Origin of the sequence: Chloracidobacterium sp. (genome assembly GCA_025057975.1) — a bacterium.
Classification (GTDB): Bacteria; Acidobacteriota; Blastocatellia; order Chloracidobacteriales; family Chloracidobacteriaceae; genus Chloracidobacterium.
On record JANWUV010000006.1, the window covers coordinates 121,381 to 146,449 of the forward strand.

Annotated in this window: 22 protein-coding genes; 5 read left to right on the forward strand and 17 right to left on the reverse strand. The window is 61.6% G+C overall.

The genetic code is table 11. The annotated features are described in order from the left end of the window. Positions 1 to 49 precede the first annotated feature (49 nt). The 6 genes from NZ585_06940 to NZ585_06965 are packed head-to-tail and all read right to left on the reverse strand — an operon-like array spanning position 50 to position 6,810. Positions 50 to 1,609 (reverse strand): FAD-dependent thymidylate synthase, encoded by a 1,560-nt coding sequence (locus NZ585_06940; GenBank protein MCS7079770.1) that lies wholly within the window; start codon positions 1,607 to 1,609, stop codon positions 50 to 52. Positions 1,610 to 1,617: 8 nt separating this feature from the next. After that, complete coding sequence (locus tag NZ585_06945; protein ID MCS7079771.1) at positions 1,618 to 2,649, reverse strand: thiamine pyrophosphate-dependent dehydrogenase E1 component subunit alpha; 1,032 nt, start codon at positions 2,647 to 2,649, stop codon at positions 1,618 to 1,620. 20 nt (positions 2,650 to 2,669) lie between these two features. Further along, complete coding sequence (locus NZ585_06950) at positions 2,670 to 3,398, reverse strand: hypothetical protein (protein ID MCS7079772.1); 729 nt, start codon at positions 3,396 to 3,398, stop codon at positions 2,670 to 2,672. A 50-nt stretch (positions 3,399 to 3,448) separates the two neighbouring features. Next, positions 3,449 to 5,599 carry a molybdopterin oxidoreductase family protein gene (locus tag NZ585_06955; protein MCS7079773.1) on the reverse strand — a complete coding sequence of 717 codons (2,151 nt, stop codon included), beginning with the start codon at positions 5,597 to 5,599 and terminating at the stop codon, positions 3,449 to 3,451. A gap of 33 nt (positions 5,600 to 5,632) precedes the next feature. After that, positions 5,633 to 6,505, reverse strand: a complete 873-nt coding sequence (locus tag NZ585_06960; protein MCS7079774.1) for a CoA transferase — start codon at positions 6,503 to 6,505, stop codon at positions 5,633 to 5,635. A gap of 44 nt (positions 6,506 to 6,549) precedes the next feature. Beyond that, positions 6,550 to 6,810 carry a response regulator gene (locus tag NZ585_06965; GenBank protein MCS7079775.1) on the reverse strand — a complete coding sequence of 87 codons (261 nt, stop codon included), beginning with the start codon at positions 6,808 to 6,810 and terminating at the stop codon, positions 6,550 to 6,552. 446 nt (positions 6,811 to 7,256) lie between these two features. Between NZ585_06965 and NZ585_06970 the strand changes: the two genes are divergently transcribed. Both NZ585_06970 and NZ585_06975 read left to right on the forward strand, forming a co-directional pair. Beyond that, positions 7,257 to 7,874: a hypothetical protein gene (locus tag NZ585_06970; GenBank protein MCS7079776.1), complete on the forward strand. Its 618-nt coding sequence runs from the start codon at positions 7,257 to 7,259 to the stop codon at positions 7,872 to 7,874. A gap of 21 nt (positions 7,875 to 7,895) precedes the next feature. Then, positions 7,896 to 9,500 carry an HD domain-containing protein gene (locus tag NZ585_06975; protein MCS7079777.1) on the forward strand — a complete coding sequence of 535 codons (1,605 nt, stop codon included), beginning with the start codon at positions 7,896 to 7,898 and terminating at the stop codon, positions 9,498 to 9,500. Here the strand turns inward: NZ585_06975 and NZ585_06980 are convergent. The 3 genes from NZ585_06980 to hfq all read right to left on the reverse strand — a co-directional run bounded on the left by NZ585_06980 (position 9,497) and on the right by hfq (position 14,451). Further along, positions 9,497 to 13,312, reverse strand: coding sequence for a UvrD-helicase domain-containing protein (locus NZ585_06980; protein MCS7079778.1), 3,816 nt, complete (start codon positions 13,310 to 13,312; stop codon positions 9,497 to 9,499). The genes NZ585_06975 and NZ585_06980 overlap by 4 nt on opposite strands. 158 nt (positions 13,313 to 13,470) lie before the next feature. Next, positions 13,471 to 14,106, reverse strand: coding sequence for a dTMP kinase (gene tmk, locus NZ585_06985; protein MCS7079779.1), 636 nt, complete (start codon positions 14,104 to 14,106; stop codon positions 13,471 to 13,473). Between the two features lie 12 nt (positions 14,107 to 14,118). Beyond that, positions 14,119 to 14,451 (reverse strand): RNA chaperone Hfq, encoded by a 333-nt coding sequence (hfq, locus tag NZ585_06990; protein ID MCS7079780.1) that lies wholly within the window; start codon positions 14,449 to 14,451, stop codon positions 14,119 to 14,121. A 209-nt stretch (positions 14,452 to 14,660) separates the two neighbouring features. Between hfq and mazG the strand changes: the two genes are divergently transcribed. Then, positions 14,661 to 15,545: a nucleoside triphosphate pyrophosphohydrolase gene (gene mazG, locus NZ585_06995; GenBank protein ID MCS7079781.1), complete on the forward strand. Its 885-nt coding sequence runs from the start codon at positions 14,661 to 14,663 to the stop codon at positions 15,543 to 15,545. Then, on the forward strand, positions 15,523 to 16,656 hold the full coding sequence (gene dprA, locus NZ585_07000; GenBank protein ID MCS7079782.1) for a DNA-processing protein DprA: 1,134 nt from the start codon (positions 15,523 to 15,525) through the stop codon (positions 16,654 to 16,656). The genes mazG and dprA overlap by 23 nt, the downstream gene beginning before the upstream one ends. An 89-nt stretch (positions 16,657 to 16,745) precedes the next feature. On the opposite strand, the gene NZ585_07005 is transcribed toward dprA, so the two are convergent. The 7 genes from NZ585_07005 to NZ585_07035 are packed head-to-tail and all read right to left on the reverse strand — an operon-like array spanning position 16,746 to position 23,163. Beyond that, on the reverse strand, positions 16,746 to 18,593 hold the full coding sequence (locus NZ585_07005; protein ID MCS7079783.1) for a protein kinase: 1,848 nt from the start codon (positions 18,591 to 18,593) through the stop codon (positions 16,746 to 16,748). A 58-nt stretch (positions 18,594 to 18,651) separates the two neighbouring features. Beyond that, positions 18,652 to 19,701, reverse strand: a complete 1,050-nt coding sequence (cobT, locus tag NZ585_07010; protein ID MCS7079784.1) for a nicotinate-nucleotide--dimethylbenzimidazole phosphoribosyltransferase — start codon at positions 19,699 to 19,701, stop codon at positions 18,652 to 18,654. 7 nt (positions 19,702 to 19,708) lie between these two features. Next, a complete protein-coding gene (locus NZ585_07015) occupies positions 19,709 to 20,659 on the reverse strand; it encodes an alpha/beta hydrolase (protein MCS7079785.1) in 951 nt (316 codons plus the stop codon). Positions 20,660 to 20,694: 35 nt separating this feature from the next. Next, a complete protein-coding gene (gene purM, locus NZ585_07020) occupies positions 20,695 to 21,720 on the reverse strand; it encodes a phosphoribosylformylglycinamidine cyclo-ligase (protein ID MCS7079786.1) in 1,026 nt (341 codons plus the stop codon). Between the two features lie 14 nt (positions 21,721 to 21,734). Next, positions 21,735 to 22,004 carry a DUF3006 domain-containing protein gene (locus NZ585_07025; GenBank protein MCS7079787.1) on the reverse strand — a complete coding sequence of 90 codons (270 nt, stop codon included), beginning with the start codon at positions 22,002 to 22,004 and terminating at the stop codon, positions 21,735 to 21,737. 23 nt (positions 22,005 to 22,027) lie between these two features. Continuing rightward, on the reverse strand, positions 22,028 to 22,477 hold the full coding sequence (locus NZ585_07030) for a GatB/YqeY domain-containing protein (protein ID MCS7079788.1): 450 nt from the start codon (positions 22,475 to 22,477) through the stop codon (positions 22,028 to 22,030). A 5-nt stretch (positions 22,478 to 22,482) separates the two neighbouring features. Next, positions 22,483 to 23,163 (reverse strand): DUF3386 domain-containing protein, encoded by a 681-nt coding sequence (locus NZ585_07035; protein ID MCS7079789.1) that lies wholly within the window; start codon positions 23,161 to 23,163, stop codon positions 22,483 to 22,485. 228 nt (positions 23,164 to 23,391) lie between these two features. Here NZ585_07035 and NZ585_07040 point away from each other — a divergent pair, with 228 nt between their 5' ends. Next, the gene (locus NZ585_07040; protein ID MCS7079790.1) at positions 23,392 to 24,447 is read left to right on the forward strand and encodes a gamma-glutamyl-gamma-aminobutyrate hydrolase family protein; all 1,056 of its coding nucleotides are present in this window, start codon (positions 23,392 to 23,394) and stop codon (positions 24,445 to 24,447) included. 86 nt (positions 24,448 to 24,533) lie between these two features. Here the strand turns inward: NZ585_07040 and NZ585_07045 are convergent, their stop codons facing one another. Beyond that, positions 24,534 to 25,010 (reverse strand): DUF4440 domain-containing protein, encoded by a 477-nt coding sequence (locus NZ585_07045; GenBank protein MCS7079791.1) that lies wholly within the window; start codon positions 25,008 to 25,010, stop codon positions 24,534 to 24,536. Between the last annotated feature and the right edge of the window lie 59 nt (positions 25,011 to 25,069).

A 25,069-nucleotide genomic window follows, 5' to 3' on the forward strand; every position in this document is an offset into this window, starting at 1 on the left:
GCTGCTCCAATCCGGCCATTCTGCGCCAAACCAAGCCTTCCGCCGCAGCCTAGAACGTGCGCTGGTACTCGTTGAGGTTCAGCTTCCAGACCCGGACACCGCAAAAACGTTCGCCTTCGGGGCAAATTGGACGCGCCCCAGCCACGGCGCGCTGCGCGCACGGCGGTGCCAGCCAGCGCCCGATGCGCGGATTGACGGCGCGAATCTGCTGCGCCTCCTCGACCGAAGCCCGCCAGATTTCCTCCTGCGCCAAGTAGCACAGGCGCATCCGGTGCTTATGGTGCAGGTTGAGCAAATCCGCCGACTCGGTAAAGCGAATCGAGACGGCGTTCGGCAACAGATACGCCGCGTCCGACGCCGCGACGCCCAGCGCCTTCAAACGCCCGACAGCCTCCCATACGCGCGCCATCGTCTCGCCGTAAAACCGTTCCGCCCGCTCATCCAGTCGAATGAGCGCCGGCGTTTCGTAGTCTGGTTCCACATCCAAATGCCCAGTCAGCAGCGGACGCGAGGCAGGCGTCATCCGGTGGCGCTGATCCTGCGAATCCGCCGTGTGGCTGAGTTTCTTGCGGAAGGTGTAATGCGCATGCACGAGCGCGCGCGTCACCTTCCCGTGCGTCGTCAAGTTCAAGCTTTCTCCTAGCAGCCGGTTGCGCGCCGGGTCGAGCGCCAGCGCGATGGCCTCGTCGTCGGTCAGCGCCGACGGCGGCAAACCCAAGACTTCGCGGACGGTCGCCGCCACGACTTCTTCATTGTGCGCCTTCCAGTCCACCAGACGCGACACCCGCCCCTCCAACGAGGCGTCAAACGCCTCCCGAAACGCCCGCCGCGCGCCGTCATCTGCGCCCCAGCCCGCAAAAACAAACTCCTGATGCGCCTCTGGCGGCAACGGCTCCTCCAGCACCGTCTGGTAGAGGGGGTCGTGCGCCAGCAGCGCCGCAACCATCGCGCCCACTACCGCGCGTGTCTCCTCCGGCGCGTCATACTGGTTGCACAGCCGCCAGTACCGCAGCAACGTCACGCCGGACACTGTGTGGTACAGGTATGCAAACGTCGCTACCGGCAACACGTAGCGGGCGACTTCCATGGCGCGCTTGGTGATTTTGCTCCGCACCTTGGGATGCGCCGGGTCATGCTTCGAGAATAACTTCAGGTACTCCGCCGTCACGACTGGGCGCAGCATGTCCGTCAACTGCTCGTAAGCGGCAAATTGCCGCGCCACTGTCGTCTCATAGACGGTCAGCGCCTCGCCTGTGAGTGCTGGAATAAAGTACGTTCCGGGCTTGACCGGCACATACCGCTGGCTTACTTGCTCCGAGTTGTAGAACGGATGCGCGTGCAGGAAGCTCCAGATGAACTGCCGCGACACGTTTGCCAGTGCGAACTGAAAGTGCGCGTGCTGGTAGGTCGTATGGTGGCCGGCGGCGTAGATGCTGCGCGCCAACGGCTCAAAGCCTTCCCGAATGTCCTCGTCGCGGACAATCCCGCGCGCCGAATAACAGGTCTTCGCCGTGGCGACGACGTTCTTGAACGGCGTCGGAAAAGCTTTCGTTAGGCTGACCAGCGGGGGCGCCGAGCGAAACGAAACGGATGGACAAGCAACGGCCATAGATATCTTCACCCGCCTTGGGCGGCGTCGGAAGCATAAACGTCCAGCAGCGCCGAGCTTGGCTCCGGCATCGGGTTGGCTTCGGCGAAGGCGACATCCTCATCGAGTTGGCGGGCAATCCGGCTCGTGATGGCGTCCAAATCCGCCGGCGTCGCTAGTCCGTTGTCAAGCAAATAGCGTTCATAGCGCGCCAGCGGGTCTTTGGCGGCCCAAGCTTCAAGCAGTTCCTTTGGAACATACCTTTGATCGTCGTGCTCCGCGTGACCTTTCATCCGAAACGTCACCGCCTCAATAAGCGTCGGGCCGCCGCCTTCGCGGGCCTGTTCCACAGCGCGGCGCGTTACCTCGTACACCGCCAATACGTCATTGCCGTCCACGCGCTCGCCGCGCACGCCGAAGCCGACGGCTTTATCCACCAGACGCTCGACCGCCGTTTGCTTGCTTGTCGGCGTCGAGTAGGCGTAGCCGTTGTTTTCCAAGATGACGACGACCGGCAGGCGCTGGACGGCGGCGAAGTTCATCCCTTCCGCGAACGCGCCAGTTGAGGATGCGCCGTCGCCTATGTACACAAGGCAGACGCGCGGCTCACGCCGGAGACGCGACGCCAGCGCGACGCCGCACATTACCGGCAGCATGTCGCCCAAGTGCGAAATCGGGCCGATAAAGCCGCGCCGTAAGTCGGCGTAGTGAATCTGTAGGTCGCGTCCGCGGGTCGGGCTGTCGCGCTTAGCCATGTACTGCAAGAGCAACTCGCGCGGCGTCGCGCCCATGACCAGCATCGCGCCAAGGTCGCGGATGAGCGGCGCAATCATGTCGTTTTTCGACTTGTCAAGCGCGTAGGCGCTGCCGACGGCCGTCGCTTCCTGTCCCAGCGAACGGTACAGCCCACCGACGACTTTGGTTTGCCGGTAGAGATTGACCAGACGCTCTTCGAGCAGGCGCGTCAGCTTCAGGTAATGGTAGATTTCGTGGAGTTGTTCCGTGGAAAGCGGCGGGTGCGCGGCCGCCGCTGGCGGCGAGTCCAAGATTTCAAGCGACATCGTTGAATTCTGGTGAATCCTTATGCAGAACTTGCCCGCCGACTATAGCGCAACTGGCCGGCTGGCGACACGCGCTCGCCTTCACAAGCGTGCCGCGCAGTAGAGTTGCTCATAAAATTTCCGCGATGCCCAAGGTTGCACCGAAAGATGCGATTACCGCGCGGCCACAGTGGTTGTAACGCCATTTGGATTGTGGCGGAACGCCGCCACAATCCAAATGGCGTTACCCGTTCCTCCGCCGCCATCCCGATTTTCGCCATCAGGGCGCTCGCTACCGGATTTGGACGGTTGACAAAGTCGCGCCAGTTGAGGCGATTCAACTGTACGACCAGAAAGGTGTATTTGAGCGGCGTCCGCTCACCGAACTGAAACGTGAAGGTGTCGGGTTCAAGGCTGCGCGGCGCGTCGCACGACAGCACCGCCACCGGATAAATCGGCAGGCGGTGTTTTTCATAGAGCCGCGCGCCATATAGAAACATTCGCTCGGCGAAGTCCGCACGGCGTGTCGCCTGTGTCTCGACGTGAATAAGAAAGAAGGCGTCCCGTCCGCGAAACCTTCCTTTCACAACCAAATCCACCTCGCGGCGCTCACCCCTCACAACATCAAGAAACAGCTCTTTGTCCAGAAATTCGAGCGAACCTCGATCCACCAGCGCAGCGACATCGGGGGCGAAGAGTTCAAGAAACTCGATGAAAAAGACGCTCAGAAGTTCCTTAAACAGCCGGTCGTGATCAATCGCCTCAGACACAAAGCTAGACCAAGCCTTCCGTGAAGTTGCGGCGCATATCAAATCACATTTCAGACACGCTCCAGACGCACCGGTACGCCGCTCAGCGCCGCGTTGCCGCTGGCTTCGTCCACTAGTTGTTCATCCGTCACATCGTTGATGCTGACGCCCGCGTAGCGCCGTGCTACGTCCAGCCGAATGCCCGGACGGTCATGTCCCCACCCATGCGGCAGGCTCACTACACCGGGCATAACTTCATCGGAAACCTCGACCGGCGCGACAATCGCACCGACGCGCGACGTTACCCTAACCATCTCGCCTGACTTGACGCCGTACCGCTGCGCGTCTCTGGGATGAACCAGTAGGGTACAGCGGTTTTTGCCGCGTACTAGTCGCTCACTGTTGTGCATCCATGAATTGTTGCTGCGGAGCTGGCGGCGACCAATCAGCAGCAAGTCATCAGCAGTCTGCGCTCCGTTGGCTTCAGCAAGACGGTTTCTAACGCGCGGCAGGTCGCGCGTCAGAAGGTCCGGCGCTAGAGCGATGCGCTTGTTTTTTGTCCAGAGCCGGCCGGGTAGCGCCGGTTGCAACGGCCCTAAGTCTATGCCGTGAACTGCCGCCTTGACCTTCGCCAACGTCAGTCCATCACCGAACAGCCCTGTCCCATACGGCCCAAAGCGAAACGCCAAATCGAGCATGCCGTCTATGCCGAGGCCGAGTCGGACGCCGCGCCAAAACTGCGCCTTGATGGCCTCAAAAGGCGTCCGGCTTGCCAGCCGGGTTTCCAACTCAAGGAAGATTTGCCAGTCGTGGCGCGTGTCTTCGGCAGGCGCAAAAAGCGCTGGAGAGTACTTGACCGTATTGCGTACGGCCAGATGGTGAAAAATCGCTGCGTAGTTTTCATGCTCCAGCGAGCCTGTCGGCGGCAGGATGATGTGCGCATGGCGGGTGGTCTCGTTAATGTAGATGTCCACCGCCGCCATAAACTCCAGCGTCGCCAGCGCTGCATCAAGTCGTCTGCCGTTGGGTGTGGAGAGGACGGGATTGCCGGCGATTGTGATCAGCGCGCGCACCTGCCCTTCGCCGGGCGTCAGAATTTCCTCCGCCAACGCCGCCACCGGCAACTCACCGGCGAACTCCGGCAGCCCTCGGACACGGCTCTTCCACGCGCCTAAGTGTCCGGCGGTGAAGCGTTCCAAGGGGTCGAGCGCCGCTTTAGGAAACATCGCGCCGCCGGGTCGGTCAAGATTGCCCGTCACGATATTGAGCGCATTGACCAGCCACTGCGCCGTCGTCCCAAAGGTTTGAACAGACAGCCCAACCCGGCCGTAGCACACGGCGGAAGGTGCATCAGCGAACTCACGGGCGAGGGTCTCAATCGTTGGGGCGGCGATGCCGGTCACAGAGGCGACGCGCGCCGGCGGAAACTCACGCACGATGGTCGCCAGCGTTTCCACGCCGTCCGTGAAGTCGGCTAATCGTCCCAATCTGACGCGCCCTTCGGCAAACAGAACGTGCAGTATTGCCAGCAGCAGGTAGGCGTCCGTTCCGGGGCGAATGAAAAGATGCTGATCGGCGAGTTCGGCCGTCTCCGTCCGGCGTGGATCAATGACCACGAGTCGGCCGCCGCGTCGGCGCAACGCTTCCAGCCGGCGCGACACGCCCGGTGCCGTCATCAGGCTGCCGTTGGAGACGACCGGATTCGCCCCCATGACGAGAAAAAACGCGGTTCGGTCAATGTCCGGCACAGGCAGCAGTAAGCCGTGACCGAACATCGCGTGCGCCGCCACCATGTGCGGCAACTGGTCAACCGAGCTGGCCGAGTAGATGTTTTTCGTCTTCAGGGTCCGTACAAAGGACGGAAACGACAGCACCGTACCAAAGTTGTGTACCGCCGGATTGCCTTGGTACGTAGCGACGGCGTTCCGTCCATAGCGCGCCTGGATGTCGTGCAGGCGCGCGGCGACTTCATCAAAAGCCGCCTCCCACGAGATTCGCTCCCAGTTCCCGCCGGGCGTCCGCCGCAGCGGATGCCGCAGGCGATTAGGGTCATAGTGAAGGTCTTGAAGGGCGACGCCTTTCGGGCAAATGTAGCCTTGACTAAAAGGGTCCTCGCGATCGCCCTCGATGCGTACGATCTCGTCGCCGCGTACGGTGATGGCCAGCCCGCACATCGCCTCGCATAAGTTGCACGTTCGGTAGTGCCGTCGTTCTTTCAGCATGCGGATTGACTCCCTGGACTTGGTAAGGCCGGTTCAGTGCGTTTCGCGCCACGGAATGGTCGTCGCCGGTACGGTGTAGGACTGCACCTTACGCGCCGGAAAGCTGTGTCTCAGCGCCAGTTGCTCCCACTCGTCAGCGGTACGCTCCGCGAGCAAGGCCTTGATTTCGACGTACACCGGATTGCTTTCAATCGCCGGTGAAAAAGCAGAAGCCTTCCAATCCTCGCGTCCGACCGCCGCGCAAAACCGTTGCCAGAGATGCGGCTCAAGCAGCGCCAGCGCCAGCTGTCCCTCGCGTGTCGGGTAGACGCCGTAACAGACGATGCTGCCGTCAAGTTTGACCGGAACCGGGTAGGCGAAGCCGGCGGCGGCTTCGGAAAGATAGATTTCATAAAAGCCGCCGCCTTTGCGGAGACCGTCCAACACGGCGATGACGGCCCAGTGCGCGCCGGCGCCGTCGGCGATTTGCAGATGCCTCCAGCCATCGCCGAAACGCGGCAGGAAACCACCGCTCGCCAAGTAGGTCAGGTCATGACCCGGCGCTTCGTGAAAGGTTTCATCGCGGTAACTCGCCACCCGAACGTAGGTCAGCTTCGGGTTGACGGCGCGAAGTACGTCAGGACCGACGCCCAATCGTTCCATCACCCCCGGCCGATTCGTTTCAAGCAGCGCGTCGGCTTCGGCGGCGAGACTTTTGAGCCGCGCAACGCCTTCCGGGGTTTTCAGATCAAGGGTTTCAGTTTGCTTACCGGCGTTTAGCCAGTCGTGGAGTTGCGGCGAAAGCGCCTGCGTCAGATCGCCTGTCGGCGGCAAAAGCCGCAGAACTTCAAAACCAAGATCGGCGAGCATTCGCCCGGCCAGAGGGCCGGGCAGCAGCCGGCAGAGGTCAAGAATACGGTGTGCCATGGGTCATGCTTTCATTGCTGGGATCGTGTCCCCGCAGCATACCCCTAGTCCGCCGTCGCAAGGAAGAGCCGACAAGCCGCATCTAACAACTCTGCGATCTCAAACGGTTTTTGGAGGAACACGATGTTCTCAAACACGTCCGCGCATCCTTTAGGAGGGCCAAGTGTTCCCGAAAGACCGAGAATCGGGAGGTCTGGGCGCCGCCGCAGCCGCCGCGCCAGTTCAATGCCGTCCAGCCGAGGCATCTGGAAATCGGTGATGACGCCGTTGACGGTTTCAAGCGTCTCAACTTTTCCAGCGCCGATAAGCCGTTCTCAGCGGTCACGACGGTGAACACATCCTGCAGAACGTCGGTCAACAAATCCAGAATGAGTTCGTCATCGTCAACAATCAGTAAAACCGGTTTGGTCGGCATGCACATCGCTTGCCCCGCCCCGTAGGGAAGGATTTCAGCTTGAGGTGTTCACGCTTGGCAGAGTAACGTTGCGGAATCGCCGCCGCTGTTTGTACTTCAATACCACTCATGATTGCAAACCGGCAGCCATACCCAAGGCAGCTTTTCGGCGCTTGGAATCCCCAGTGAAAATCGCCCGTCATCGTTGTTGGACACACAGTCGGCGACTTGCCACGGTCGGCATAGTGTCGCAAACCCGCCTCACGGTACACTGCCGACTGCGTACAGCCTGCACCGCAGACCATGGAAGGGTGCAGTCGGCGTCCCCGGTCATGTTTCCTAGAGAGGTCATGCCTTATGGCGGAGGAAATCCAGCCGTTACGGGTCAGATCAGTTTCCCTTGCCGTACGTTGTGAAGTCTGCCACCAAGCCGATTGTTACGATCCGGCGACCAACATTTGCACCCGCTGCCGAGACGTGTTGCCGCTGGTTGCGCCGCCGCGAGCGATTCGTGAGCCGACATTTGACTCGCTCGAACGCTTCTGGACGATGCTGCTGGCCGGCAGTCGCGTCGGTTTGGTGAGCAGCCTGCTGGTTGTTGCTCTATATGTGTTGCTCCGCCAAACACTTCTGCCGGATACGCACCCGATACGCAACGGGGCGATGTTCGCCGAGATCGGGTTTCTCATTGGAACGTTCGCCGGCGTTCTCCGCCACGGCGGTCATGCCGACACGCCGCGCATTGCGGCGCACAACGCCATGCTGGGCTTTGTGTTCGGCGGCATTTTGACCGGATTACTTTACCTGCTGCGGTTCGCCTCACCCGACCTCGACGGCCTAGATTTCCTGCGCTTTTTGGCGTTCTGCACCTTCGGAGGGCTGATCTTTGCGCTGGGCGGCGGCTTCATCGGCGCAGTACTCAGCGTTTTGATTCCCGTCAACCATCCGCTGCGCCGCCGGCCGACGCCATTCTAGGCTATGGCCGACGTTGCTCCCATGCCGAACCCATGGGCGGCGCGCTTGGCTGAGTGCGAGGCTGAAGCGGCGCGGCTTGACGCTCTCGAAGGCTACGCTGCTCCCCACGCCGTTCGGTTGGCCGCCGTTACGGATCGGCTCGCCGCAGCTTTTGGGCTTTCCGAACGCGGACGGCGCGACCTGCGGGCGGCGGCTCTGTTGCATGATGTCGGCGAAGGCGGGGGCGATTTCCCGTTTCTGACGGCGGCGCGTCCGCTCACCTTCTCCGAACGGTGTGCCCTGTGGCGGCATCCGATTGTCGGTGAGCGCCTTGCCCGCAAACGCGGTTTGCCCGAGGCCGTTGGATTGCTGGTTCGCTGGCACCACGAAAACTGGGATGGGTCAGGTTACCCCGATGGTCTGCGCGGCGAGCAGATTCCATTGCCGGCGCGGTTGCTCCGCATCGCGGATGTCTGGTGCGCGCTGACCAACGACCGTCCTTTCCGGCCGGCGTACACGCCAGTTGAAGCTGTGGAGCGGATGCGCGGCATGCTGGGTACGGTGCTTGACCCGGTGGCTGCAGCCTGTTGGTTGGATAGCGTCGCCGCCGGCGACCCAACGGTCGGTGACAACTGTGAGCGCTCCCTGCCTGCGGCGACGCCATGGATGACGGTGGTGGATGGACGGCAAGCTGCCTTCCTCGGTTTCGAGCTGGCGGCGCTTCAGACGCTCTCGTTTCAATCCATCGCCTTGCCCTACGGCGGCGACGGCTCGCTTGGTTGGCGGCTCAAACTGCTTGGCAAGCAGGTGTTCAGCAATGACGCACGTCAAGCCGAGGCTTGTCTGGCTGTGGCGGCGGTTGAAAACAACGGCTACGTCCTTACGGCGTCCCAAGTGGACGCTTGGTTGCAGGCGGCGCGCGACGCCGAAGCCAACCCTGACTTCCCATACAATCCGGCCTTGCGCCAGTGGTTTAACCCAGCGGCGGCGCGCTGGTTGGCCGGCTTCCGTCAGGCGGTTCTCCGCGCCGCCGACCGCGTTACGCAGGCGCTGGGTGTCAGTTTAGGGTTGCATCTTGGCGACTACTGGCTGGCCTTTGATCCGAGCGTGGAGCGTTTGCGCCAAACATTTGAGGATGCGGCAATTGAGGCGTTGGCGCGCGTCAATTGCGTTATAGACAACGGGCTGGCGAACCAGGCGACTTGTTTGCCGGCGCATGTGTTCGTCGTGCAGACGACGGCCGATGTCATCTATCTCCGCCTACCGTCACCGACGCCTTACGATCAGGCGCTTTATTACCGCGACGGCTGGCGCGAACTGTGGGTTCGCGATGCGCCGGATGCCCTAGTGCAGCTTACGCTGGCGCACACTGGACGCTTCGGCGGCCGTCTGGCTTCACGCCGTGAGTATCTAGCCGCCCTTCGTTCCTTGCTTCGTCGCTTGGCGCATTTCCCGCAGTGGGTGATCGGGTGCGCCCACGAAGCTCAACTACCCGACGACCTCCTTGCGGAGATCAGCCGTTTCCGTCCGGTCGCCAGAGTGTTGACCAAGACCGCCGATGCGTGCGGAACGCTTCCCAATCAATCCATCATCTTTTGTCTGCCCGAGCAGGACACCCGCTCCGCCGCTTTGCGGAAAGCCCACTAGCGCGCCGCCGGTTCTTCCCGTACGGCGTCGGCGCAGACGGCTGCATACCGACAAACCAAACAACGCGCGCCCGGCTTGGCCTCAAAGTCAGTCGCAGCGAATGTCCGAATGGCGGTCAGCGCCCGTACTGTGTCGCCGACGACGCGCGCCGCCGCTTCCCGCTGAACCTGCTCCGGTGGCAGCGTGAAGGCGCGATCAGGCGCAACAAAGTGCAGCGTGGCGCGGACTTCTCGCACCTCCGGCGTCAGCGCCCACAACGCCAGCGCGTAGGTCTGTAACTGCAGGCGGTACTGGGCGACTTTTTCCGATAGTTCCGCCTCAAAACCGGGTTCGCCGCTTTTAGCCTTGAACGCATTGGTTTTGAAGTCAATCACATGCGCTGTTACGCCTACTCCTGTCGCGTGCGGCGTGATGAGCACTTTGTCCATGACGCCCACGACCAACGCCGCTTCGCGCCGGATAATAAACTCGCGTTCACTCCAGACGGCGTAGCGCTGATCTTCACGCGACTTGACACGCACTTCGTCAACAGTTTTCCGCAGTTCGCTCTGCGCATACCGCCGTGCGAGCCACCAAACGTCGTGCGCTATGGCGTTGTCGTCAAGCGCGACATTGTCCAACTGTCCTACCGCCCGCAGGAAGGCGATCGCTGCTCGCAGGGCTTGGTGTAACGCTCGGTCGTCTTGGTCTTCCGGCTCCAACGTTTCGCACAGCCGATGGATGACGAGTCCGCGCGTCGCCGGCGAAAGCCGGGCCTGGGCTTCTGGGCGCTCCACATCGTCGCCGCGTCGCGTCGCGCCGCCTTCTTCGTCCTCCAGTGGGTGCAAATACCGTGCAAAGTAAAACTGGCGGGGGCAGTTGACAAAGCTTGCCAGTTGTCGCGCCGTGTAGCGATACCAACCAGCGGCGGCGTCCTCGTCGGCTAGCACTGGCGCCAGCTGCTCTTCAAGGTCACGGATGAGATTCCGCCGCTCGCGTTCCCGTCGGCGGGCGTCGCGTTCGGTCTCCCGCACGAAAACCTCTCGGCTTGGCGGCTCTCTCTCCAGCGCAATGGTTTCCGCTGGGGCGGTTTCCGGCGCATCCACGCCAATGAAACGGATTCGCGCGTCGCCTACCACGATTTCCGTTTCGCACGGCGTGTCTGGCAACGGCAGCGCCGCCTTAATCCAGTCGAGAAAACACCCGGCTGCGCCTTTAGCTGTGTCGCCGCCGGCCGCTTCTTCAGCGGCGGAAAGGATGAGGTGGTCTTGCGCCCGCGTCATGGCGACATAGAGCTGGCGCATGCGTTCAAAGTACTCACGGCGCGCGAGCCGGTCGAGCACCTTGGTTTTTATTTCGGGCCGGCGCAGGTTGCTCATCATGTCCGGGATGTCAAACCCCAGCCCACTGTTGCGCTCAAAAACGAATTTTCCAGCCTTGTGAGTCCACCGGCGCTGCAAATCCGGTAGCAGAACAATGGGAAACTCCAGTCCCTTCGATTTGTGAATCGTCAGCAAGGCGACGGCGTCCAGACCGAGTTCCAGTTGCGCCTCGGCTTCGCGGGCGTCCAGGCGGCGGAACTCACGAATGTAGGCCACAAAGTCGCGCAACAAGTGGGTTTCCCGGCGAGAGAACCCACGCGCCAACGCCATGAGTTTGTCCAAGTTGGACAGGCGTTGCGGACCGTCTTCAGCCGCCGCACACACCACGTCATACCCCGTCCGGCGCACCGCCTGCTCGATCAGATCGGGCAACGGCAGCCGATTGCGTACCGCCAGCAGGTCGTCCAGCAATGCGACGGCTTCTTCAAGCAACCGGCGCTGGTCGTCGGGCAGGGCGGCCTGCCGCTGACGCACCTCCCGCCGCAAGCTGGTGTATAGCGCCGGGGAGCGCGCCGCGCCGTCGCCGACCGCCTCATCCGCAAGCCGAAGTCGCAACAACGTCTCATCCGACAAACCAAACAACGGCGACCGCAGCAATGCCGCCAGAGCAATGTCGTCGGCGCGGTTGTCGAGAAACTCCAGCAAGGTCAGGAGGTCGGAGACTTCCGGTCGTCCGTAAAAACCGTGTCCGGCGACGACGTAGCAAGGTACGCCGGCGTGCCGCAAAGCGCGTTCATACGCCTTCACATCCGTCAGCGCGCCCAGCAGCAGCGCCATGTCGCGGTAGGTCGGCGGACGCGGTTGGCTGCTGTTGGCGTTGACCAGTGGGATTTGTCTTTCCACCAACATTTTGACGTACTGCGCCAGCCGCGCCGCTTCGATGTCGCGCAGTGAGTCGTCATGGGGCGACCGTCCGCCTTCCGGGCGCGGTACGGCGGTGTAGAGGAAGGTGACGGCGGGCGCTGCGGCGTCCAGCGGCGGACGCGCCGCCTCTCCTTTCTCATAGGCGATGAAGCCGCTTTCCCGCAGCCGGCTTGGGTCGCTTCCGGTCGGCGCTCGCATGACTTGACCGAACAGCGCGTTGAAAAACGCCACCAGACGCGGATCGCTGCGAAAGTTGACATCCAGCCGCAGATGGTCGCCGCCCTGCTTGGCGACGGCTTCAATGACTTCTTCAAAGACCTCCACTTCCGCCCCGCGAAAGGCGTAGATGGATTGCTTACGGTCACCAACGAAGAAAAACGTTCGCCCCGCCGCCGACTCCGCCGCCCCCAGCGCATCGAGGATGTCCCGCTGAAGGTGGTTGGTGTCTTGGAACTCATCCACGAGGAAATGCCGGTAGCGCGCGCAGACTCTCCGCCGCATGTCGTCCGATTGCAGCAACGCCCGCGCCCGGAGTTGTAAGTCCTCGAAGTCCAGCGCTCCCGCTTCGCGCTTGGCTTTGTCGTACAGGAAGTCAACACTGCGCAGGAGGTCAAATACAACGCGCTGGTAATCCCGCGCGCACACATCCAAGTAGGCGGCTTCTAGTTGGCCGCCGTCTTTGGCGCGCGTGCCCAACCAAGCCTGTAGCGCCTTGACGACGGCGCTCACTTTACCGCGTGCGTCAGGCAACGCCTGCCGAAGACGTGCGACCGCTGCGAGGAACATCGGCAGCCGCTCAGACGCCGGCGGTTGCGCCAAAGCGTCCGCTTCCTGAGTCCAAACGGCAAGGAAATTTTGGGCGGCAAGGATCGTCTGCGCCGGTTTTTTCGCGGCGCTTTCGTCCGCGACGATACCCCGCAGCTCATCAACGCGCGCCGCCGTTTCCCGCCAACGTGCGTCGTAGTCGGCTGCCGCAAGCGTGTTTTGACTGGTCAGCCGTTCGGCTTCGTCCAATGTCAGGCCTAGGCTGCGCAGTTGGGTGAAGACTTGTTTGAGCGCCTCGACCAGTTCCGCTCGTCCGTAGGCGGCGACCAACTCCGCGACCAGCGCCCCGCCGCCGTCAATCGCTCCGGTGACGGCCTGCTGCGCCGCAAGGTCGAGCATGACCGTTGCAGTGTACTCGTCCAGCGTTGCGAAGTACGGGTCAACGCCGGCTTCCAGCGGAAACTCACGTAGGAGGCGCGAGCAAAAGCCATGGATCGTCCCGATGGCGGCGGCTTCCAGATGCCGCTTGCGTTGCCGCCATCGGAGTTCCTCGGCCGTCCCTGAGGCGGCGGCGATATGGGCGTCGATCCGGCGGCGGATGCGCTCACGCATTTCATTGGCGGCTTTGTTGGTAAAGGTAACGGCGACAATGTTTTCGACGCCGACCCCCGGCTGCATCAGCAACCACAGGTAACGTTCCGTCAGGACGCGCGTCTTGCCAGCGCCGGGTCCGGCCGTGACGACCAGCGGCTTGTTAAGCGTTTCCACCGCTTGCTGCTGGGTTGGAGTCAAACCGGTCTGCGAGTCAAGCTCAACGGTCATAGAGGGAAGTCACATACCCCGGGCAGGCGCATCATGCACGCCGCATTCTCCTCTCCGGGACGGAACAGAGGGTGACGCTGGCTCGCATAGACAGGGGACGCTGAAGCGGAAAATGCGCCAAAATCCTCGCATGCCCTAAGACTCACTGGGACAAAAGCTCAAAAAAGCCCAAGACGCTTTCCAACCACCTCCCAGACTTGGGCATGAACGGCGTCCGGCGGCTGCGTAGCGTCAAGAACGTAAATTCGCGTCGGATGTGCGCGCGCCAGCGTGAGAAACTTCGCCCGGACACGCTCGTAAAAGTCGCCGTCTTCAGCGTCAAAGCCGCTGGTTGGACCCCCACGTCCGGTCAGTCGCGCCCGCGCTTCCCTCACGGGAAGATCAAGAAGAAAAGTCAGGTGCGGTTCAAGACCGCCTGTCGCCAGCTGGATCACTGTCTCGATAAAGTCGGTTGGGAGGCGACGGCCTCCGCCTTGGTAGGCGCGGGTGGAGTCGGCGAAGCGGTCGCAAATCACGACATCGCCGCGTTCGAGCGCGGGACAGATGACTTCGGCGACATGCTGGGCGCGGTCGGCGGCGAACAACAACGCTTCAGCCTTGGGCGTACGTGGGGCGGCGGTCATCAACAGTACCTCGCGCAGCCGCTGGCCGAACAACGTCCCTCCCGGCTCATGGGTATTTGTCACGCGGCGTCCGGCGTGTGCGAGATCCTCCGCCAGCCAAGCGGCTTGGGTGGTCTTCCCGCAGCCGTCTATGCCCTCGAAGCTAATAAAGAAACCGCTGTTTTGGAGCATAGGTGGTGAGCCTTACGACGCCGCACCGCCGTTAGGATCGCCGGCCGGTTTGTCGTCGGTCGGTGACTCAGACGCCGGGCCGGCCGGTGGGGCGGCGCTCCGGCTTTGGCCACTGCGCAGGACGGAAATCGTAGAGATCGCGTGCTTGAAGATGAGCTGTTCTTGGTTACCCGCTTCTAAAACGACCGAGTATTTGTCGAAGCCACGAATGCGGCCGGTCAACTTCACGCCGCTGACGAGGTAGATGGCTACCGTTGTACGTTCACGACGCACCTGATTGAGGAAGTTGTCCTGAAGATTTTGCGAAGACGACCCCGCCGACGGCGTTGGTGATTTGGCGTCCATAGTCCTTATGTGTGAGTTCCCGCCAAGCGACTGCGGCTTGACTTGTGTTCGGTCGAAGTACGGAAGAAAGCTCAGATGAACGCCCAACCTAGCATTGCTTATCCAAAATTTCCAACCTGCGGCCGCTTCCGGCTTGACCTGTCCGAGGGGCAAAGTCAATGTTCGCTTGATGGTTAGGTGGTGTGCGCAAACACCGGGAGGTTGTCTTCATGGCACAAGCAACGCCAGAGAGCGAGGCGGAAGGCCGTTTTCAGGCACTGGTGGAGGTGATGGCGCGGCTGCGTGCGCCGGATGGCTGTCCTTGGGATCGGGAGCAAACCCATCACACCCTCAAGCCCTACTTGCTGGAAGAGGCGTATGAGGTGCTGCACGCCATTGACGAAGGCGATGACGCTGAACTGTGCAAAGAACTCGGCGACGTGCTGCTTCAGGTCATTTTCCATGCGCAGATTGCAGCCGAAGCGCAGCGGTTCGACATCTACGATGTGGTTGAAACGCTGCGTGAGAAGCTTATCCGCCGACACCCGCATGTGTTCGGCGAAGTCAACGTGTGCGACGCGCGCGAGGTGACGCGCAACTGGGAGGTGATCAAGGCGCAAGAAAAAGCCGCCGCCGGTCAGCCGGACGCCGCACCGTCGGTGCTGGACGGCGTATCGCCGAAGACGCCGGCGCTTATTGAGGCGCGGCAACTGACTGAGCGGGCCGCATACTACGATTTCGACTGGCCTGACGCAACAGCTGTTCTGGACAAACTTGATGAAGAAGCCCGTGAGCTTCGTGCGGTGCTCACCTCACCGGACGCCAACCCACAGCAAGTCGCTGAAGAGGTTGGCGACTTGCTGTTTGTCGTCGTCAATCTCGCGCGTAAGCTCCACCTTGATCCTGAAGCCACGCTCAAAGCAGCTAATCGGAAGTTTCGCCAGCGCTTCGGCGCCGTCGAGCGAACATTGGCAGCGCAGGGTAAGAGCCTGTCTGAGAGCCACCCTGCTGAACTCAACGCCATTTGGGAGGCTGTCAAGCGGGTCGCCGCACCCGCTACGCTCGATGTGTCACCGTCCACCGCCGACGCCCATGCCGACCGACATGCGCTCTGATCTGGAAGACTGGTTGCGTTTGGTGCTGACGTCCGGCGTCGGCCCGGTCACGGGGCGTCGGTTGCTTGACCACTTTGAAACCCCAACGGCGGCGCTGAGGGCGTCCCCGGATGAATGGCGCGCGTTGGGTCTGACGGACGAAGTGGTGACGGCGTTGGCGGAAGGGCAGGCGGCGGAAGAGGCGGCGCGGCAACTAGCGGCGCTGGCGCGCTCCGGCGGCCGAGCCATCACGTTGGCGGATAGTGACTATCCAACGCTGTTGCGGGAGATTTACGGTGCGCCGTTGATCCTGTTCGTCAAGGGCGCCTGGAGGGAAGCCATCGCCCAGCCCTGCATCGCTGTGGTGGGTTCGCGCGCCTGCTCAACCTACGGCCGCAACGCTGCCGCCAAGCTAACGCGCGACCTAGCGGCATGCGGCGTCACAATTGTTTCAGGACTGGCGCGCGGCATTGACGCCGTTGCCCATGAAGCCGCGCTAGACGCGCAGGGGCGCACCATCGCCGTCCTCGGAACGGGCTTGGACGATGTCTATCCCAGAGAAAATGCCAAGCTCGCCGACCGAATCGCTGAAACCGGGGCGCTGGTGACTGAATTTCCCTTTGGGAAAGCGCCGACGCCCAAAAATTTTCCCTACCGCAATCGGGTTATTGCCGGACTGTGCCTCGGTGTATTGGTGGTCGAGGCCGCGGAGCAATCCGGCTCGTTGATCACGGCGCGGTTGGCGCTTGAGCAGGGACGCGAAGTGTTCGCCGTACCGGGCAACATTACGTCCAGCCGTTCAGTCGGTACCAATCGGCTCATTCAGGACGGCGCAAAACTGGTCATGGATTGGCGCGATGTGGTGGAGGAATTTTCCTATGAACTGCGCCGCCGCCTGCGACACAAACAGTCACCGGAGACGCCGGCGCAACATCCCTTGCCTCTTGCCCTGACCGAAGACGAACAGGCTCTACTGGCGCTGGTTAGTTTTGATCAACCGGTGCACATTGATACGCTCATCGTTCAAAGCGGACTCGGACAGCCGCGCGCTATGGCGGCGTTGCTCAATCTAACGCTCAACGGTGCACTGTCCGAGTTGCCTGGTAAATGCTACGTACGGGTTTTGCGATAGCCGCCATGCCGACGGGCATCCGATGCGTGGGTTTTCCTTCATAAAAATGACAGTGAACAAACCTGCACAGGCAACTGTCGGCAGGTCGCTTAATCCCGTGGGCGTCGGGATTTATCTTTATCTTTGTCACGTCCGATTTTCCAAAATTCCCACCATCGGCGTTTGTTTTGCTCCTGTCGCCGCTCATCAGAACGGTTGCGCGCCGTACCGGCTTCAGGTTGCGGCCGTGACGCTGGCGGCGAGGTCGGGCGAGTAGTGTTGGCCGGCGGCTGCGCTTCGCTCGGCGGCCGAGGCGGAGCGGTCGGCGGCGGTGCAGCCCGTTCTGGGGACGGTGGTTCCGGATATGCAGGTCGGCTGTCATTACCGCTGCGCAGACCCGGGTCGCTCAACGGACGGTCGGTATCGGCGTTCGCTCGGGCCTTGCTGGGAGAACGCCGTGACACGTTTTCGTTGGGAGACAGATTCGGAGTAGGACTTGCTTCGGCGGTTTCCACGGCGGGCGGCGGCGTAGGGAGACCGGCAGGTGTCCCAGTTGACGTAGGAGAGGCTTCAACTGGAAGGGTAACAGCGGACGGCTGATTCGGTGGGGGTTGGGAGACCGGCGTCGTGGCGCTGCGCATCCAGTTGGTCGCCGCCAGCCCGCCGACGGCGACTAGCGCTAATGCGCCGCCAACCACCAAGCCGACTCGCTGGAAGCGCTCCAAACGAAGCCGGCTGACAAGCGCTTTGTCCCTTACAACCGTCTGAGCCGTGACCGATTCTTGCGCCAGTTCTCTTACCTGCGCCGGCAGTGCGCCAATCGCCAGCGTCCCCGTCTCAACTCTAGGTATCGGAACAGACGCTGGAACACTTGAGTGGGACGGCGGCGCTGGTTGGTTGTCTAGACGTGCTTGCGCGCCGAGCATGCCGGTACCGGTATCTGACCGAGGCGGAAGCGCTCCGCCACTGCGCAGCGCTGGCGACTGACCGGAAGCGACCGGCTGCGATGCAACGCCGCTGGCGGCTGCCACTGCTGTAACCGCTGCCGCCGGTGGCGGCGGCAGTAGGATCGTCGCACTCGGCTTTTCACCATACGCGCTAACGTAAGCCGCCTCCAGCCGCGCCCACCACTCGGCTACCGACGCCGGGCGCTCAGCTGGCTTTTTCGCCAAAGCCGACATCACGGCTGCTTCCAACGTCGCTGGGAGATTCGGGTTGAGCTCGCGTAGCGGCGTCGGCGGTTGCTGAATCTGCGCCGTCAAAATGGCGGCGACACGCCCGCGAAAAGGCGGCTGTCCACAGAGCATTTCGTAGGCGATGATGCCCAAACTGTAGAGGTCCGACCGGGCGTCAAGCTCTTCGCCGGTGCAGTGTTCGGGCGACATGTAAGCCGGCGTCCCAACAAGTTCGCCGGTGCGCGTAATGCTCGACGATGTTTCAGCTTCCTCCAGCGTTTTCGCCAAACCGAAATCCAGCACTTTGACCGTGGCGCTGCCGTCGTCGCGCCGCTTGAGCATGATGTTGTCGGGCTTGAGATCGCGGTGGATAACGTTGCGCCGATGGGCAAACTCAACGGCGGCGCAGACCTCGCCTAAGATCGGCAACGCCAACGACGGCGGCAGCACTCGCTGTTCTTGTAGGAGCGAGCGCAACCCTCTGCCTTCAACAAACTCCAGGACTAGGTACGCACCGCCGTCGGGCAACTGACCAAAATCATACACCGTGACGATGTTGGGATGCTCCGTCGCCGCTGCCATGCGCGCTTCTCGGAAAAAGCGTTCAAGCGCGCCTTCAACTGTCAGAGTTTCAGGTCGAAGCACTTTGACGGCGACCGTCCGTCCCAGCAGCAAGTGACGTCCACGATAGACTGCGCCCATCCCACCCTGACCGAGGATGGCTTCCAGCCGTACTTTGCCATCTATGGTATGTCCTACGAGTGAAGATTGGTCGAAAGTCATTGCTGGAACCTCGCCGTCGTGGGGTTTCTGGGGGATGGTTCAGTGGTTGCTGCGCAGTTTACTCCATTTGCGCTTCACGGAAGGTTGCCATATTGCCGTGCAGCCGACAGGCCGCTTCAAGGATGGTCAACGCCAACGCTGCGCCGCTCGCCTCGCCAAGCCGCATGTCAAGGTGTAGGAGTGGCGTCGCTTCCAAAAAACTAAGAAGGACTTGATGCCCTGGCTCGGTTGAACGATGCCCAAACACCATATACTCACGCGCCACTGGCGCACAGGCGACGGACAGCGCCGCCGCCGCTGTTGAAACAAAGCCGTCCACCACGGCGACGCAGCCACAGGCGGCGCAGCCCAAGTACGCGCCGCACATCGCCGCCACATCCAGGCCGCCTACCTTTGCAAGGATGTCAAGCGGCTCAGCAGCGCGTGGTTGGCGCTGTTCCAGCGCCTGTCGAACGACAGCGATTTTGCGTGCCAGACCTTCCGGTGCAAGGCCGCTTCCAGCCCCGGTCACTGCTTCCGGCGGCTGTCCGGTCAACGCCGCTGTGACGGCCGCCGCCGCTGTCGTGTTACCAATGCCCATTTCACCGACGGCGACCGCACGTATGCCCCGTTCGGCCAGTTCACTGATGGTTTCAAAGCCGACGCGAACAGCCTGCTCAACTTCCGCCGGCGTCAGCGCCGGCTCGACGGCAAAGTTACGTGCGCCGCGTCGCACCTTACGATGCCGAACACCGGGCAAACCGGAAACATCGGCGTCCACGCCAACGTCGCAAACGACCAACTCACTCTGGGTCATTTCCGCAAGGACGGCGACGGCCGCTCTGCCGCCGATAAAGTTCCGCAAATGCTGATGGGTGATCCGTGACGGAAAAGCGCTGACGCCTTCAGCGCACACCCCATGATCGGCACAAAACACAACAATGGCGCGCGGCCGAACCTGCGGCTGTTCGGTCCTTTGGATGGCCGCAAGCTGAGTAGCCAACGTTTCAAGCCGTCCCAGACTGCCTGGCGGTTTGACCAGTTCCACCTGTCGCGCCCGCGCCTTGGCGGCGAACGTTTGGTCAGGAGGCTGGATGCCTTCGGTAAGACTTTTCAGCCAGGGCGTCATCGTGCTGCTATGGGGTTGGCGCTGAAGACGCCGCAAAAGCTTGGCGAAGGACAGCGGCGGCTTCGTCAATCGCCCGTTGCGCGTCGTCGAACCAGCCTGTCAGTGAGAAAAACCCATGCACCATACCAGCGTAGTGGGAAACGGAAGCCCGGACGCCAGCGGCTTCCAAGCGCCGGGCGTAAGCCGTCCCCTCGTCGCGCAGTGGGTCGTATTCCGCCACGATAATGTGCGCCGGCGGGAGCCCTGTCAGGTCTTTTTCGAACAACGGTGAGAGGTAGGGATGGCGTTTGTCTTGGTCGGCCGGGACGTAATGCCCCAAAAACCACTGCATGGCATCCTTGGTGAGAAAATATCCTTCACCGTTCTCTTCGTAGGAAGGTTGACTGTGAGTGGCGTCGGTGACGGGATACACCAGCACTTGGAACACTGGAAGGTGACCCTTGCGATTCCGCGCCATGAGCGTCGCTACGGTCGCCAGATTCCCGCCGGCGCTGTCTCCAGCGACGGCGACGCGTGTCGGGTCGCCGCCAAGCTCTTCGGCATGGCTGATGACCCACTGCAGCGCGTCGTAGGCGTCAATCGGTGCCGCCGGAAACTGGCTTTCGGGCGCAAGACGGTAATCCACCGCGACCACAATGGTCGGCGTACGGTTGGCCAGCGCACGGCAAACATTGTCGTGGCTGTCGAGGTTGCCGATCACGAACCCGCCGCCATGAAAGTACACTGTAACCGGCAGCGGGCGGTCGCCGTCCGGGACGTACAGGCGAAGGAGAATGCTCGCTTGGCTGCCCGGAATCAGGCGGTGTGTGACGTGGGCGACCGGCTCCGGCGAGCCAGCTAACGCCCGCAGCCTAAGAAACGCCTGACGGGCTTCGGCTGGAGAAAGCGTCCAGAGTGGCGGGTTGCCCAGTGCGGCGACCTGCTGCAGAAAAGCTTCGGCTTGCGGGTGGAGCGGCATCGGTGTGGTTCTCCCCTTGGTCGTCGTTGCGGCGCTCAAACCAGTTGAACGGTTCGGTCGCCGCTAATGACACGTCCAATTGTAAAAGCTTCGCCGCCCTGAGCTTGAATGGCGTCACGGACAGCGTCGGCGTCTGCCTCGGCGACTACCACCACCATGCCGACGCCCATATTGAACACGCGGTAACTTTCCGTTTCCGACAGCCGCCCAAGCTCAACCAGATGGGTGAACACGGGTAAGGTAGGCCAGCTCCCGCGCTGAACCGCAACGGCGCAGCCATCGGGCAAAATGCGCGGCAGGTTATCAAGCAAACCGCCGCCGGTGATATGCGCTAAACCCTTGAGCCGTCCGCCGTCGAGCAAGGGGTCAAGGACAGGTAGGTAGCACTGGTGCGGCTTGAGCAGTTCCTCTGCGACCGTACAGCCCAAGGCGTCAACAAACGTATCGGCTTCGTAGCGAGCCGTCTCAAAAAAGAGTTTCCGCGCCAAACTGTAGCCGTTCGTATGCAGCCCGACAGAGGGCAAGCCCAGCACCACGTCGCCGACGGCGATGCGCTTCCCGTCAATGATGCGTGCACGATCCACCCAGCCGACAATAAAGCCAGCGACATCATATTCGCCGTCGGCGTAAAACCCCGGCATTTCAGCCGTCTCGCCGCCGATGAGTGGGCAGTTGAAGTCACGGCAGGCGCGCGCCAGACCGTCCACGACGGCGGCGACAATACTTGGGGCGAGCTTTCCCGTCGCAAGGTAGTCGAGAAAAAACAACGGCCGTGCGCCCTGTACAAGAATGTCATTGATGCAGTGCGCCACAAGGTCATAGCCGACTGTATCGTGGACGCCAGTAAGGAAAGCGACCTTGAGCTTCGTCCCCACGCCATCGGCGCTGGCGACGAGCACTGGGTCAGAGGCCCCCTTAAAATCAGGGTGAAACAGCGCGCCGAACCCACCGATGTCGCTTAGCACCTGCGAATTGAAGGTTGCGCGCGCTAGGTTTCGAATTCGGTGCTTGGCTTCATTGGCGGTGTCAAGGTCCACACCGGCGTCGCGGTAACTCATCATGGAAAGATGGCCCGTCAGAGGTAGAAGTCCTTTTGGTCTGGGTCATTCCCTTGTGTTAGCTCGCGGAGCAGACTTTTGACCTCGGCCTGCTCGCGCACGCGGGCTTCGTCGTCGCGGGTGAAGGTCATTTGCAAATGGTCGCCTTCCCGAATGCCGGCCGGAAGCAGCCGTCGCGGGCAGTCAAAGTACACTTGGGCGTCGCCGTGGAAGATCAGTCGGGCAAAGCCTTCGGTCAGGCTATCCACAACGAGATGATGAGGGCCGGCAGTCGCCGTATGATCCATAGCGGCGTTCCTCAAAATGCCGATCACTGGGAAAGTTTGGCGCGGACCAACTCGTTGACGGCTTTGCCATCCACAGGCCGCCCGGCCAGCTTCGCCATTACGGTTTTCATGACCAACCCGATGTCCTTGACGGAAGCGGCGCCGGTTTCGGTAATGACGGAAGTCACGAGCGTCTCCAGTTCGGCGGCGCTTGGCGGCGGCGGCAGGTAGCTTTCCAGAAGCTCCAGCTCGGCGCGTTCCTTAGCCGCCAAATCTTCACGACCACCTTTAGCGAACGACTCCGCCGCTTCACGGCGTTGCTTGATGAGCGTCGAAAGCAACGCCGTCATCTCGGTGTCGTCGAGTTGATGTTGAACCTCGATTTCTTGCTTCTGCAGCGCCGCCTTGACCATGCGCAAAGCTTCAAGGCGGGTTGTGTCCTTGGCTTTGAGCGCGGCGGTCAAATCGGCCAGCAAGCGTTCACGAAGTGTCATAACCGTCAGTCCGACAAAAGCTTGAGGTCGCGCAGGACGAGCGCGCGCACCGTAGTTTTTTCGTCGTCGGTCTCGATGACTCGAATGTAACTGGGGAGATACATCTCCCCAACCTGTTCATACAACTCCGTGTATTGCGCCACGCGCGCCAGGCGACCGGTTTCCGGATCGAAGTAGGTGACAACGTAGTGCTTCGGTAGGTTTCGTCCGTCCGCAGTCGTCACGACTTCAAGCGTCGTGATGGTGAAGCGGGAGCCGTGCATCCGCCGGCTCACTTCGGTAATTACCCCATCCCGAATCCGGTAGCTTGACGCCATCGGGTCACCGTCAAAAACCAGCTTGACGCCCAGCGCATTTTCCTCTCCCGGCACAATCCGCACCGGATAGTCGGTCGGAACCGGCATGCCGCCCGTTCGCTCCAGCCGGTGGGCGATGTTCATCGCAAGAACGTCCTGGAGCCACTGGATGCTTTCAGGACTCACACCGGGCAGTTCAAAGATAATCTCGCGGGCGTTTTTGAATGTCAGGCAACCGCTGAAGGTGCGGGCGTTTTCATCAAAGACCACGGTCGCCGTAAACCCGTGAAAACGCTCGTCGGGAAAGGTAGCACGGCGGGCGCGAGCGTCTTGCAGCAGTGCCTCCGCCGTGGCGTTGCCGGTAGTGGATACGATAACCGGAGTGGACATGGTAACTTTCCTGAAGATGAGTTCGGTTTTTTGAAACAGCATTCAAGAAACCGGGCGGTAAGCATACTTGCAACGGTCGGCGCGACGCAATTCGCGTAGAACAAGCAGGCGACGGCGTTGCGGTGTGTTTTGACAAACTCCGGCTAAGTTGGCTAGGGTGCGGCAATTGAGCCGATCATTTGTAACCCTGTTGTTTCGCGTCCCCGTCGAGGAAAGGTGTGGTTCCGCATGGCGCGACAGTGGAAAGACTACTGCGAGTTTGAGCCGATCCTTCAGCGCATTGAGTACATGCGCGTGCTTGTGTTGGACAACCTGATCGCCTGTACGTCTGACCTTAGTGAAAAGGCCAAGGACGAACCGAACTTCGACGCCGAAGCCTGGGTAGCGGAGGAGCGCAAGGTCGCCAGTTTTGCCATCAGCAACATCACACAGAACATTAACAACTTGGTCATGAAGCCTCACTGGCTGGTGGCGCGCTTGAATGAATTGACCGACGCCAAGGTGGCCGACTTTGACCCTGACGCCATCATTATCAGCGGGACGCTGCGCGACTTTGATCTCTACAATCCCAAACTAATTGCACGCTTGGAGTCATTCCTTCAGCGGACGACCATCCCGGTGCTGGGCATCTGCGGCGGCCACCAGATCATGGGGCAGGCGTTTGGTGCGCGCGTAGTGACGCTGGATGGCCTCAATCCGTGGGAGAAGCGTACGGAGCGCATGCGCGAGTACCAGTACTACCTCATTCATGTCCTGCGCCCACAGGACCCGCTTTTCGCCGGTATTTTGACCGAGCGTGGACGACGACTACCGAAAAACACGCTGCGGGTGTGGCAAAACCACGGCCTGATGTTGGAGCGCGTCCCGCCCGGTTTTTCGTTGTTGGCGAAGAGCGAACTCACCCGCAACCAGATCATGGTCAAGCGTAGCGATGGACAGTTGCTCTACGGCGTTCAGTTCCACCTTGAAAAATCCTTTGAGGACTGGCGCAAGTTGCCCAGCCCGTGGGAACACCGCAACGAAAGCCGTGACGGACGGCGTATGTTTGAAAACTTCCTTATCGAAGCGCTCAAACATCGCGGTAAGGCTGAGTTGGTGAGGGAAACCGCAACTTTACCAATGGCTTCGGCGGCGCCGGCGCAACCGGCTTACGCCGCCGTCGCCAAACCACGGTTCATCAACGGCCATAGTCAAGGTACGCCGCCAGTTTCGTCACCGTCGTCCATACCGGCGACGCCAGAGCCCGGCGAAGAATACATCGCCGACCGCCTGACGGGGCTGTGACGCCGGCGTACGACGGAGCGACGGCGCGTCTCACGGTCGCCATCCTCCGTGTCGGCCCCGGAACGCGCTCCCATTGAGGTCGCCGTTCAAGAGGTATGGTCGTACACAATGCGCCAGCCGACTGAGAAACGGCGTACCAACAGGGTGAATCGTCCCCCCAAGACGGTCTGGTCTGGTAAGACCACCCGCCAACCGCCATGGACAAGCGCCATCCGCGACCCGACCGGTTCAATCACGAGGTCATGGAAGTCAAGCGTTCCCATCGCCCGCCCTTCCGTTTGGTAGCGTTGGCGGTAGCGCGTTAGTACGGCTTCCCACCCCTTAGTTACGGTCGTCCCCGAGACGAACATCAGTTCGGGTGAGCGCCAGTAGCCGTCCATAAAGCCCTCTAGGTCGCCGCGATTCCAAGCGGCGACTTGGCGATCAAGCAGCATCCGAACCGCCGTTACGGCGTCCGGCGGACGCGCCGGCGTAGGCGACGGACTCAGGCACAGGCATAGCCAGAGCAACCTGATGCTCCAGTGGAACCGCTGCCTTGCCTTCCCAACCACAGGTGGGTTCATAAAGACCTTCCAAGGGTGAAAAACCCAGTGAAAATGGAAATGTAGGGCAACGCCCAAGC